The following is a 12,970-nucleotide window of genomic DNA, read 5'->3' as shown; positions in this document are numbered from 1 at the left end:
CGGTCCAACCAACGGAGACGATCCATGGCCTTCGAAAATTACGATGACTTCGATCCACAGGAAACCCGGGAATGGCAGGAAGCCGTCGACGTGGTGGTGGAGCGGGTAGGCCCTGAGCGGGCTACCTATCTGCTGCACAAGGCGGTGGAAGAAGCCTACCGGACCGGCGCCGAGGCGCCGGACACCACTCGCACGCCCTACGTGAACACCATCCCGCCCCACAAGGAGGCCAAGCTGCCCGGCGACGAGGCACTGCTGCAGCGACTGATAGCCTATCTACGCTGGAACGCCATGGCCATGGTGGTACGCGCCAACAAGAAACCCGCCGAGCCCGGCGGGCACATCGCCAGCTACCAGTCCTCGGCGGTGATGTACGAAGTGGGCTTCAACCATTTCTGGCAGGCCCCCAACGAGAGCCACGGGGGGGATATCATCTACGTGCAGGGCCATTGTGCCCCGGGGATTTACGCGCGGGCGTTTCTGGAAGGCCGGCTCACCGAGGAGCAGCTGGAAAAATTCCGCCTGGAAGTGGACGGCAAGGGGATCTCCTCCTATCCCCACCCGTATTTGATGCCGGACTTCTGGCAGGTCTCCACCGTGTCCATGGGCCTGGGGCCGATCATGGCGATCTATCAGGCACGGTTCATGAAGTACCTCCACAACCGGGGTCTGGCCGACACCGAGGGGCGCAAGGTCTGGGCCTTCCTGGGCGACGGTGAGATGGACGAACCCCAGTCCCAGGGGGCCATCTCCCTGGCCCACCGGGAGAAGCTGGACAACCTGATCTTCGTGATCAACTGCAACCTGCAGCGTCTGGACGGGCCGGTGCGAGGCAACAGCAAGATCGTCCAGGAACTGGAAGGCAACTTCCGGGGCGCAGGCTGGAACGTCATCAAGTGCCTGTGGGGGTCGGGCTGGGACGAGCTGCTGGCCAAGGACACCAAGGGGCTGTTGCGCAAGCGCATGGAAGAGTGTGTCGACGGCGAGTATCAGAACTTCAAGGTCAAGGGCGGCGGTTTCATCCGCGAGCACTTCTTCGGCAAGTACCCGGAGCTCAAGGAAATGGTCGCCCACATGTCGGACGACGATATCTACTACAAGCTGATCCGCGGTGGCCACGACCCGCAGAAGGTGTACGCGGCCTATCACGCGGCGGTCAACACCACGGACAAGCCCTCGGTGCTACTGATGAAGACCGTCAAGGGCTACGGCATGGGCGAGGGTGGCGAAGGCCAGAACATCACGCACCAGAAGAAGAAACTGGGCGAGGATCACCTCAGGCACTTTCACCAGCGCTTCGACCTGCCCTTCAGCGACGAACAGGTTACCAAGGCGGCCTTCTTCAAGCCCCCCGAGGACAGCGCCGAGATGCAGTTCCTGCATGGACAACGCAAGGCGCTGGGCGGCTACCTACCCCAGCGACAGCGCAACGGCGATGTGCTCAAGGCCCCCCCACTGGACATGTTCAAGCAGGTGCTGGCGGACACCGGTGAGCGCACCATGTCCACCACCATGGCCGTGGTACGCATCATGATATCCCTGGCCCGGGACAAGACCCTGGGGCCACGGCTGACCCCGATCGTCGCCGACGAGTCGCGCACCTTCGGCATGGAGGGCATGTTCCGGCAGATCGGTATCTACGCGCCCGAAGGGCAGAAGTACGTGCCCATGGACGCCGAGGAGATCATGCCCTACCGGGAAGACCAGAAAGGCCAGATCCTGCAGGAAGGGATCAACGAGGACGGCGCCATGTCGTCGTGGATCGCCGTGGCCACCTCGTACAGCAATCACGGGGTCACCATGATCCCGTTCTACGTCTACTACTCCATGTTCGGCTTCCAGCGCATCGGCGACCTGGCCTGGGCGGCCGGCGACATGCTTGCGCGGGGTTTTTTGATCGGTGGCACCTCGGGGCGCACCACCCTGAACGGCGAGGGCCTGCAGCACCAGGACGGACACAGCCAGCTGTTTGCCCAGTTCATCCCCAACTGCATCGCCTATGACCCCACCTTCCACTACGAGGTGGCGGTGATCGTGCGCGATGGTCTGAAGCGCATGTACGAGGATCAGGAGAACGTCTTCTATTACATCACGACCCTGAACGAAAACTACCATCACCCGGCGCTGCCCGAAGGTGCCGAGGAAGGCATCATCAAGGGCATGTACTCCCTCAGCAAGGCCAAGGGCAAGGCCAAGTCACCGCGGGTACAGCTGCTGGGTTGCGGCAGCATCCTCAACGAAGTGATTGCCGCGGTGGACCTGCTGCGCGACGACTGGGGAGTGGCGGCCGACGTCTGGAGTTGCCCGAGCTTCAATGAACTGGCCCGCGACGGCCACGCCGTCAAGCGCTGGAACCGGCTGCATCCCGGTAAGCGTTCGCGCAAGAGCCATGTGGAATCGTGCCTGGAGGGCACCGAAGGACCGGTAATCGCCTCCACCGATTACATCCGGATGTTTGCCGAGCAGATTCGACCTTTCGTGCCGCGGCGTTACGAGGTACTGGGCACCGACGGCTTCGGTCGCTCCGACAGCCGCGAGGCCCTGCGCCGCCACTTCGAGGTGGATCGTCATTACGTCACCCTGGCCGCGCTCCAGGCCCTGGTCGACGAGGGCAAGCTCAAGAGCGGCAAGGTGCGGGACGCCATCGTCAAATATGGCATCGACCCCGAAAAGCCCAACCCCCTGTACGCCTGAGCCGGAGGAGAAGCAACGTGGCTATCCAAGACATCAAGGTACCCGACATCGGCGACTTCGCCGATGTGCCGATCATCCAAATCCACGTCCAGGCCGGCGACAGTATCCAGGCCGAGGACCCGCTGATCACCGTGGAGTCCGACAAGGCCTCAATGGACGTGCCCGCCCCTAAGGCAGGCACTGTCAAGGAGGTCAAGGTCAAGCTCGGTGACTCGGTCTCCGAAGGGTCGACGATCCTGACGCTGGAGGCGGACGGCGAAGCGGCGTCCCCTGCCGCCCCTTCCCCCTCCCCCGATGCGGAAGAGACGAAGACACCGCCACCGGGGGCTACCCCCTCCAGCCCACCGACGGCCGCGCCGTCGCCCGGCCAAATCGCGGACTTCAGCCGTGTTCACGCCAGCCCCTCGGCTCGCCGGCTGGCTCGCGAACTGGAGGGGGACCTGACCCGAGTGCCACCCACCGGCCTCAAGGGCAGGGTCACCCAGGAGGACATACGCAGCTTCGCCAAGGGTGGCGCCCCGGCGGCGGCTAGCGCTTCAACTGGCGCTCCAACCGCTGGCGGTGGCCTGGATCTGCTGCCCTGGCCCAAGGTGGACTTCAGCAAGTTCGGCCCGGTAGAGACCCAGCCGCTGTCGCGCATCAAGAAGATCTCCGGCGCCAACCTGCATCGCAACTGGGTGCAGATTCCCCACGTCACCAACCACGACGAGGCCGACATCACCGACCTGGAGGCCTTCCGGGTACAGTTCAACAAGGCCAACGAGAAGGCCGGCATCAAGGTCAGCATGCTGGCTTTCATGATCAAGGCCGCAGTCGCCTCCCTGAAGCAGTTCCCCGAGTTCAATGCCTCGCTGGACGGCGACAACCTGATTCTCAAGCAGTACTACCACATCGGCTTTGCCGCCGACACGCCCAACGGCCTGGTGGTCCCGGTGATCCGCGATGCGGACCAGAAAGGCGTGGCCGAGATCGCCCAGGAAATGGGGGCGCTGGCCAAGCTGGCCCGCGACGGCAAGCTCAAGCCCGATCAAATGCAGGGCGGCTGTTTCACCATCTCCTCGCTGGGCGGAATCGGTGGGCTCTATTTCACGCCCATCATCAACGCCCCCGAAGTGGCCATCATGGGGGTGTGTCGCTCCTACTGGAAGCAGGTCTCGCCGGACGGCAAGCAGTCGGAGTGGCGGTTCGTGCTGCCCCTGTCGCTCTCCTGGGATCACCGGGTGATCGACGGCGCCGCCGCGGCCCGTTTCAACGTCCATTTCGCCAACCTGCTCGCCGACATGCGGCGCATCATCATGTGAGGAGCCCACGACATGGCCAATGCAATCGAAGTCAAGGTCCCCGATATCGGGGACTTCAAGGACGTCGAGATCATCGAGGTGCTGGTCAAGCCGGGCGACGCGATTGACATCGAAGCCCCGCTGATCACGCTGGAGACCGACAAGGCCTCCATGGACGTGCCGTCGCCGATGTCGGGCACGGTGGGAGAACTCAAGGTAAAGGAGGGGGACAAGGTTTCCGAAGGCTCGATCATCCTGATGATGGAGCCGGCCGAGACCGGATCCCGGGTGGCGGATCATGATCCGCATCCGGCGGTCCATGAAAGAGGGGTTGGCTCAGCGGCGCCCGGCGATGCCGGCGGAGGTTATGGCGGTGGCAGCCTGGAAGAGGTTCGGGTGCCGGACATCGGCGATTTCCAGGACGTCCCGGTGATCGAGGTGCTGGTGCGGCCAGGCGATACCATCCGTGCCGAGGACCCGCTGATCACCGTGGAGTCCGACAAGGCCTCGATGGATGTGCCCGCCCCCAAGGCCGGCAAGATCACCGACGTGTTGGTGGCGGTGGGCGACAAGGTCTCGAAAGGCTCGGCGATTCTGATGCTCGAAGCGGAAGGCAAAGCCGCCGCCCCATCCGCTGCCGCCCCATCCGCTGCCGCCGCGGGAGCAGGCGAACAGAAAGCGGCTGCGCCCGGCCCAAAGGCGGCCACCCATACCGGCGGGGCCGATCTCGAATGCGAGATGCTGGTGCTCGGTGCCGGCCCGGGCGGCTACTCGGCCGCCTTTCGGGCCGCCGACCTGGGGATGAAAACCGTGCTGGTGGAACGCTATGCCACTCTGGGTGGGGTCTGCCTTAACGTCGGCTGCATCCCCTCAAAGGCGCTGCTGCATGTCACAGCGGTCACCGACGCAGCCAAAGGCATGGCCGAACACGGCATCGCCTTCGGTAAACCGAAGATCGATCTCGACAAGCTGCGCGGCTGGAAGGAAAAGGTCGTCGGCAAGCTCACCGGGGGGCTGGCCGGCATGGCCAAGGCACGCAAGGTCCGGACGGTGCGTGGGGTAGGAAAATTCCTCGACCCCCATCACCTGGAGGTTGCCCTGACCAGCGGCGACGGCCAGGAGCCGACCGGCGACAAGCAGGTGGTGAAGTTCGACAAGTGCATCATCGCCGCCGGTTCGCAGTCGGTGAAACTCCCCTTCATTCCCGACGACCCCCGGGTGGTCGACTCCACCGGCGCCCTGGAACTGACCACCATCCCCAAGCGCATGCTGGTCATCGGCGGCGGCATCATCGGCCTGGAGATGGCCACGGTCTACTCCAGCCTGGGCACGCGCATCGACGTGGTCGAGATGCTCGACGGGCTGATGACCGGCGCCGACCGCGACCTGGTCAAGGTCTGGGAGAAGGTCAACACGCCCCGCTTCGACAAGGTGATGCTCAAGACCCGGACCACCGACGTAAAGGCACAAAAGAACGGACTCAAGGTCAGCTTCGAGGGCGACAACGCCCCCACCGAGCCTCAGCTGTACGACATGATCCTGCAATCGGTCGGTCGCACGCCCAACGGCAACAAGATCGGTGCCGAGAACGCCGGCGTAGCGGTGGACGAACGCGGCTTCATCGCCACCGACAAGCAGATGCGCACCAACGTCGGACACATCTTCGCCATCGGCGACATCATCGGCCAGCCGATGCTGGCTCACAAGGCGGTGCATGAGGCCCATGTCGCGGCGGAAGCCGCCGCCGGCCAGAAGAGTTTCTTCGATGCCCGCCAGATACCCTCGGTGGCCTACACCGATCCGGAAGTGGCCTGGGCCGGCAAGACCGAGGCCGAATGCAAGGCCGAAGGCATCAAGTACGGCAAGGCGGTATTCCCCTGGGCAGCTTCCGGTCGTGCCATCGCCAACGGCCGCGACGAAGGGTTCACCAAGGTGTTGTTCGACGAGGAGACTCATCGCATCATCGGCGGCGCCATCGTCGGCACCCAGGCGGGGGACCTGATCAGCGAACTGTGCCTGGCCATCGAGATGGGCTGCGACCCGGTCGACATCGGCAAGACCATCCACCCGCATCCGACCCTGGGCGAATCGGTGGGCATGGCCGCCGAACTGTTCGAAGGCGTGTGTACCGATCTGCCGCCGCAGAAGAAGCGATAGGGTGAATGCCAGTGGGCGGCTGACGCCGCCGTGCTCAAGCGGCGGTCCGCCCTCAGCCGTGAACCCGGGAACGCCTGAACATGCACACCGGAGGAGGACCTAACGATGGCCGAGCAACCTCGCCAGCAAGGAGAATACGAAGACTTCTCCGGAGAGCAAGGACCCGGTGAGCGATCCGCGAAAATGATCTGGGGCCTGCGTGCCTTCGGTCTGGTCATGGCGTTGATCGTATGGATCGCCATGGGCTATGCCGAGGGACTGTCGTCAGACGCGCGCTGGGTCGCCGCGATCGCCACCCTGATGGCGGTCTGGTGGATGACCGAGGCGATCCCGCTCTCGGCCACATCCTTGTTGCCGATCGTGCTGATCCCGATGGTGACGGCGCGGACCGTCGGTGAGGCCACGGCGCCCTATGCCAGCCCCATTGTGTTTCTTTTCCTCGGCGGTTTTCTGATCGCCATCGCCATGGAGAAATGGAACCTCCATCGCCGCATTGCGCTGCTGACGCTGGCACGGGTGGGTGTCGAGCCGAAGCGCATCGTGCTCGGCATGATGCTCGCCACGGGCTTCCTGTCGATGTGGGTATCCAATACCGCGACGACGCTGATGATGCTGCCGATCGGACTCTCCGTGCTGGCCCTGGTCGCAGAGCGTAGCGGCGAGTCGCTGAAGACGGCCACGCCCGGGCACGACCCCGCCGGCCATGATCATGACCACCACCGGCCCGGTCATGTGGACTTCATCTTCGATGACAACATCAAGCGGTTCGGCCTCTGCCTGCTCCTGGCGATCGCCTGGTCGGCGAGCATGGGGGGCCTCGGCACCCTGCTCGGCAGCCCGCCGAACGCCATCGTTGCCGGCTATGCCGCCGATGAACTGGGGCGCAACATCGGCTTCCTCGAGTGGATGATGCTCGGCGTGCCGCTGGCCTTCACCTTCATCCTGGTGGGCTGGGTGCTGATGACCCGGGTGCTCTACCCGTTCAAGGTCGAGGAGATCCCCGGCGGAAAAGAGATGATCGATGGGGAGATCCAGAAGCTCGGCACCTTCAGTCAGGGTGAGAAGATGGTGCTGTTGGTGTTCCTCTCGGCGGCGTTCCTCTGGGTCGTACCCGGCGTACTCGGCAACATCCCGGGCGTAGGCCAATGGCTGGGGCCGCTGGGCAATCTCAACGACACCGCCATCGCCGTGGCCGCCGGCATCGCGATGTTCATCCTGCCCGGGAGAGGCCGCAGCGAGATGGTACTGACCTGGCAGGATGCCGAGGACGGGCTGCCCTGGGGCGTCCTGCTTCTGTTCGGTGGCGGCCTGAGCCTCGCCGGCGCCGTCGCCGCGTCCGGCCTCGACAGCTGGTTCGGCCAGCAGGTCACGGGCCTCGGCATGCTGCCGATCATCCTGTTGGTCGCCGCCGTGGCTACGATCATCCTGTTCCTGACCGAGGTGACCAGCAATACGGCAACCGCCGCGACCTTCATCCCCGTGCTCGGGGGCGTTGCGCTCGGTATCGGCGCCGACCCGATGACGCTGCTGATCCCGGCGGCCTTCGCCGCGACCTGCGCCTTCATGCTGCCGGTCGGTACGCCCCCGAACGCCATTGTCTTCGGCACCGGCGCGGTCACCATCGCCCAGATGGCGCGTGGCGGGGTCGTACTCAACGTCATCGGTATCGTCTTGATCACCCTCTTCTGCTACCTGATCGGCGGCTTCGCGCTCGGGCTGCAGTTCTGACCCAGCGGCGGTGGGCGGTGCCGCGTCGGGCTCTTGACCGGTACGACGCGGCACCCTCCCTTTTACCCCCCGAACCATGTTAACCACCTCAACCTTCAATTCATCGGAGTATCGGCGTCACCGCCGTCTGAATCAGTTCACCGGCCTCCCCCGCTACCGCCTGCCCCCCGGCAACCGCCCCGAGTCGCGGTCGGCCACCATCTTGATAAAACCACCAGTGTCGAAATTCACCAGGGCACGCGGCACGTTTTTCAGGGCGAGCACGCGGGTATCGATGCTGAAGCCTTGCTTGAGCGCCTCGGCTTCCGTCAGGCCGACGGTGGCCACCTGGGGGTCGGTGAAGATCACTGCCGGCATGGCACTGAGGTCCAGAGTGGCCTCGCCGCCGGTCATGTTGACGGCGGCTCTGGCTGACGAGCACCAGTGCCGATGAAGGCGCGCTCGATAGAGGTGAATCGCTACTGCACCACTCAGTTACCCGCGGCCTGGTTGGCGATGCCCGACAAGGCCTCGGCCACCTGCTCCAACGGAAGGTCGCAATCATCGAGGTCATGGCGCCAAGCCAGGTAATTAGGATCGTTCCACTCGATCAAGGTTGTACCGTCTTCCTCACGCAGCAGCATCTTCTGGGGCAGGTCCAGTGCGAGACCACCCTGGCACTGCATCATGGGCGTTCCCACTTCGGGGTTGCCGAACAAGAACATGCGGGTAGGGGGCAAGGACAGCGAGACTCGCTCTGCGTTAGCGGAATGATCCACCATGGTGACCAACACCATGCCACGCTCATCCAGAGCCGTGCGCAAACGCTCCTCGACACGATCGATTCCATCATCGCTGGTGACCTGCTCGATACCTTTGTCGACGTCATCGGCCTTAGCACCGCCAAGGGCGATCAGGAAGGCGGTTGCGCCGAGAAGGGGGAAAATCTTGTACATGGTCGTAGCTCTCCTGAGCGGAAAATCCTGCTGGGGGAGCCTTCAGCCTCGTCAAAGTTTTCTCCCACGGCAAGTGACGACAGCCCTGACTCTCTTGCCAGGCGTTGCAGGCTGAACCAAAGCCCCACCACCACCAGCAGCAGTGAAACGGGGGCCAGGAGAGGCGTTGAAAAATTGCCGCAGCAGCTGCGCTTATGCTTAATTAGCACGATGCGTTCGGTCGGTAGCTACCCACCCCGTGCCGGAGCAGGCGCATCAAAGCCGATCCACTGCGCGAAGGCTTCCCCATCGACGAAAACGCCTTTCCCGCCCCAAGCACAGCAAGGTACGCCCTTTTATTCAGGCGCTTGCACCAGTATGACAACTGAGCCTGGGCAGCGACTCCGCAACCCACATGAGCTATGAGCTCTGTCTTTGGCATCGCAAATCTGCTGGGAAGACGGCACCATGATAGGCCACTCATCGCTATGAGGTGCCTTCCATGCATGTAGACGATGCCATTATGTCGCGACGATCGGTGCGTCGCTTCCTGCCCACCCCCGTGCCGCGAGAGACGCTAAAGCATCTGCTGAACGTGGCGAGACAGGCCCCCAGCGGCAGCAACATCCAGCCTTGGCAGATACATGTGGTCACCGGCGAGCCGCTGGCGGCACTGCGCAATGCGCTTGAGGCAGCCTTTGATGGGGAGCCCGGCCAGCACCAGGCCGAATACGTCTACTACCCGCGTGAATGGTTCGAGCCATATATTAGCCGGCGCCGGCGCTGCGGATACGGCCTTTACGAGACACTGGGTATCCAACGGGAGGAGCGCGACAAGCGCCTGGCCCAGGCGAGGCGCAACTATGCCTTCTTCGATGCCCCGGTAGCGATGATCCTGACCCTCGACCGGCGCCTGGATACCGGCAGTTTCATGGACTGCGGCATGTTCCTGCAAAGCCTGATGCTGGCCGCCCGCGGTCAGGGCCTGCACAGCTGTGCCCAGGCCGCCATCGCCCCCTATCACCGCGTGATTCGCGAGCAGCTGACGCTGGACGACAGCGAGCTGGTGCTGTGTGCGCTGGCACTCGGCCATGCCGATCCCAACGCACCGGAGAACGGCTTCGCACCCGAGCGTGAAGGGCTTGAGTCCTTTACGCGCTTCTACAGCTGATGACGCTCTGTCATCGGACCACCATCACGGCAACCGCAACGGCTACCCCTACCAGAACGATACCGGCCAGGTTGCCGGCGTAGCGGACATATTGATGCAGCATGATCATGATCAGCCTCCTCAAACGATGTCGAAACGATCGGACGTAAGCCGCGTGGCAGGCACTTCAAGCTCGACCAGTGCCCCCTCTGCTGCGTTCATCATCGGCTCCGGCCCGCAGATGAAATACTCGCGCTGGCCGTCATCTTCCGGCAGGCAGCGTTCCAGCAACGCCTTGTCGATGTAGCCGGTCTCGCCCTGCCAGCCCTCGGGCGGGTCGCTGAGCACGTGGATAACCTTCAGCGGCAACTCGGCCTCCAGCTCGGCAAGCTCATCACGAAAGGTCGCCTCGTCCCAACTGGGGTTGGCGTAGATCAACCACAGCGGCAGGGTCACCCCCTGGTCGCGGAAGGTGCGCAGGATGCTCAGGATCGGTGTCACGCCGATACCACCGGCTAGCATCACCACCCCGGAGGCGCTGCTCACATTGGGGATGAATGCTCCGTAAGGCCCCTCGATGAAGGCCCGGGTGCCGGGAGTCACGTCCGGCAGAGTGGCGGTGAAGTCACCGAGATTCTTGGCGGTGAAAGCGACCCGTCCCGGGCTGCAGGCGCTCGATGCCAGCGAGAAGGGGTGCTGCTGCAGCGAGAACGGTGAGTCACCGAGGGTGATCCAGAAGAACTGGCCGGCATTGAAGTCGAAGCGATGGTCACCCTCGGCCTCCAGGGTCAGAGTGGTGGCATCGCCCAGGGCTGGCTGATTGTCGACCACCTGCCAGGGCCGCTTGCGCAATCGCCATAGGCGGATCAGTCGGGAGTCGAGCAGTAGATATACCGGCACCATCAGGACCACAACGAGCAGCCCGGCGGTGAGCCAGCCGGCCGTGTAGTGGCTGGCCATCAGCGCGTGGCCTAACCCGCCGAGTATCACGAATAGCGCCAGGCCACCATGCAGCAGGCGCCACCATTCGTAGGACAGCCCCAGTTGCACTCGCCATAGTGAACTGATGATCAGCACCACGCTGGCAATCAGCAAGCCGATCAGGGCCAGAGCGCGCAGGGTATCGTCGCGGGGGTCAAGAAACTCGATATAGCTCGGGTCGCTGGCAAAAATCAGCAGCGGATGCGCCACCACCAGCCACAGCGCCAGCAGCCCGGTCTGGCGGTGAAACTGCAGGATATTGTCGAAGCCAATGCTCTCTGCAAACCAGCGGTGCCGACCGGAGATGACGACCTGCATGCCGAACACCCCCAGCGCCAGCAGACCGAACATCACGCCGGTGGCACCGAGCAGACCGCGGGTTTCTTCGGGCAAGACGATGAGCGCGATGCCGAGTGGTAGTAGCGCCAATACCAGATAGAGGCTGCCCCATAGCAGCCCGCGACGAATGATGGGTCTCATATGTCCTCCTTGACTCGCATCCATGCCTGCCCTGCCAGTGTGGCTGAAGCCCTTGGCATATCCAAGCAACACCACCGGCTGCCAGCGTAATCACTCCCACTGTCCGCTCATTGCCATTGGAGTCACCAAGCAAACCGACACGGTTCAAAACTGCCTTCTACTCCGCCTAGCCCGTTTTACCACATACATTGCCGCATCGGCCCGTTTCAGCAACCCGTCGATATCCCGCTCACCGTTCCCGGCCCGTATCAAGCCGACGCTGGCACCCGGATACTCGATGGACTGATACCCGATATCAAAGCGTCCGGTGGTCAGGCTTTCGAGTCGGTGGTGCAAGACATCCTCATCCTTGTCCGCAGTATCCGCTCTGCTGCCCAGACCAAAAAAGACGAATTCGTCCCCACCAGTCCGGGCCAGGTAATCGCCGGTTCGCAGTCCCTTGGTCAGCACGGAGGTCATGCTGATCAGGAACCTGTCACCCGCGTCATGGCCATATTGGTCATTGATGGCCTTGAAGCCATCGAGGTCGATGAAGGCGATATACAGTGCCTCCCCATAGCGGGCCGCATTGGCCAGGCTTCGGGAAAGCTCATGGTAGAGGGCACGTCGGTTGGGTATGCCGGTCAAGGGGTCGGTGAGGGCATAGCTGCTGAACAGCGAGTTCTCCTGCCGCAGTTTCTGCAGCAGTCGATCACGCTCGATCTGCCGGGCGATCAGGTTCGCGAACAGGCCCAGCAGCCGCTCTGCCTCGGCGGTGACCGCGACACGAGAGGCGCTGGCACCGCATAACGTGCCATACAGCTCACTGTCACCCACCCTGACCGGGGCACTGAGGTAGGTCACCAGGCCCAGTTGCCTGGCCGCACCCGAATCGGCCCAGCATTCGGCGACAGTGTCGGTGTACGCACGCCCTTCATCCAACGCACGCTTGCAGAGCGTATCGCTCCAGGGCACCGAAAGACCTTCGGGAATCGTCAGTCCATGGGGATTGTAGGCAAACTGGATGTGCTGAAAACGCTCATCCGGATCGATGGTGGTCAGGTAAGTGGATTCCAGCTCTGTCACGGCCTGCAGCAGCTCGAGTAATGGCCTTACCAGGCTTTCCAGGTCATCGTTGTCGGTCACAGCCCGCGCCAGCTGGTCGAGCAGTTCGCCGGAGGGTAGGCCTTGCGGCGGCATTGACATGGATACCTCACTTTTGTGCATTGTACTGCATCCTATCCGGCCAACTTCAGCCCCACCAGCCCCGCCAGGATCAGAACCAGACTGAGCAGGCGCAGTGGTGACGCGCTGTCGCCATAGAGGAGTATGCCAAGCACTACCGTACCCACGGCGCCAATGCCCACCCATATGGCATAGGCGGTGCCTACCGGCAGCACTTTCATTGCCTGGGCGAGGAGGTAGAAACTGGCAACCATGGCGATGATGGTCAGAACGCTGGGCAGCGGCCGGGAGAAACCCTCGGAAGCCTTCAGGCCCAGTGCCCAGGCCACCTCGAGGAGACCGGCAACGACGAGAATGATCCACGCCATGAGCTTCGCTTCCATGGTGGAATGGGGTCGTCCCCGGTATGAAGAGGTCGTACA

The 12,970-nt window shown here is 63.3% G+C and carries 10 protein-coding genes; 5 read left to right on the top strand and 5 right to left on the bottom strand.

Annotated features, from left to right (window positions below):
* Positions 1-24 precede the first annotated feature (24 nt).
* From aceE to LOKO_RS07610, 4 genes are all read left to right on the top strand, one after another.
* Entirely contained in the window at positions 25-2,694 is a 2,670-nt protein-coding gene (aceE, locus tag LOKO_RS07625) for a pyruvate dehydrogenase (acetyl-transferring), homodimeric type (RefSeq protein WP_066447209.1), read from the top strand.
* A 17-nt stretch (positions 2,695-2,711) separates the two neighbouring features.
* A complete protein-coding gene (aceF, locus tag LOKO_RS07620) occupies positions 2,712-3,995 on the top strand; it encodes a dihydrolipoyllysine-residue acetyltransferase (RefSeq protein WP_066447207.1) in 1,284 nt (427 codons plus the stop codon).
* 12 nt (positions 3,996-4,007) lie between these two features.
* The gene (gene lpdA, locus LOKO_RS07615) at positions 4,008-6,131 is read left to right on the top strand and encodes a dihydrolipoyl dehydrogenase (RefSeq protein ID WP_083517490.1); all 2,124 of its coding nucleotides are present in this window, start codon (positions 4,008-4,010) and stop codon (positions 6,129-6,131) included.
* Between the two features lie 105 nt (positions 6,132-6,236).
* Positions 6,237-7,859, top strand: a complete 1,623-nt coding sequence (locus LOKO_RS07610; protein WP_066447205.1) for an SLC13 family permease — start codon at positions 6,237-6,239, stop codon at positions 7,857-7,859.
* Positions 7,860-8,012: 153 nt separating this feature from the next.
* On the opposite strand, the gene LOKO_RS07605 is transcribed toward LOKO_RS07610, so the two are convergent.
* Positions 8,013-8,252 (bottom strand): hypothetical protein, encoded by a 240-nt coding sequence (locus LOKO_RS07605; RefSeq protein WP_066447204.1) that lies wholly within the window; start codon positions 8,250-8,252, stop codon positions 8,013-8,015.
* 77 nt (positions 8,253-8,329) lie between these two features.
* Positions 8,330-8,794 (bottom strand): DUF302 domain-containing protein, encoded by a 465-nt coding sequence (locus LOKO_RS07600; protein WP_066447201.1) that lies wholly within the window; start codon positions 8,792-8,794, stop codon positions 8,330-8,332.
* A gap of 481 nt (positions 8,795-9,275) precedes the next feature.
* On the opposite strand from LOKO_RS07600, the gene LOKO_RS07595 reads away from it, so the two are divergent.
* Positions 9,276-9,944 carry a nitroreductase gene (locus LOKO_RS07595; protein WP_066447200.1) on the top strand — a complete coding sequence of 223 codons (669 nt, stop codon included), beginning with the start codon at positions 9,276-9,278 and terminating at the stop codon, positions 9,942-9,944.
* A gap of 120 nt (positions 9,945-10,064) precedes the next feature.
* Here LOKO_RS07595 and LOKO_RS07590 read toward each other — a convergent pair whose 3' ends face one another.
* The 3 genes from LOKO_RS07590 to sugE form a co-directional block, all read right to left on the bottom strand.
* Complete coding sequence (locus LOKO_RS07590; protein ID WP_066447195.1) at positions 10,065-11,384, bottom strand: ferredoxin reductase family protein; 1,320 nt, start codon at positions 11,382-11,384, stop codon at positions 10,065-10,067.
* A gap of 144 nt (positions 11,385-11,528) precedes the next feature.
* Positions 11,529-12,569: a sensor domain-containing diguanylate cyclase gene (locus LOKO_RS07585; RefSeq protein ID WP_235588970.1), complete on the bottom strand. Its 1,041-nt coding sequence runs from the start codon at positions 12,567-12,569 to the stop codon at positions 11,529-11,531.
* Positions 12,570-12,601: 32 nt separating this feature from the next.
* Positions 12,602-12,916, bottom strand: a complete 315-nt coding sequence (gene sugE / locus LOKO_RS07580) for a quaternary ammonium compound efflux SMR transporter SugE (protein ID WP_066447192.1) — start codon at positions 12,914-12,916, stop codon at positions 12,602-12,604.
* Positions 12,917-12,970: the final 54 nt, after the last annotated feature.

Origin of the sequence: Halomonas chromatireducens, from assembly GCF_001545155.1 — a bacterium.
Taxonomy (GTDB): domain Bacteria; phylum Pseudomonadota; class Gammaproteobacteria; order Pseudomonadales; family Halomonadaceae; genus Halomonas; species Halomonas chromatireducens.
Note: the sequence above shows the minus strand (reverse complement) of the source record. Positions and strands in the feature narration are given on the sequence as shown.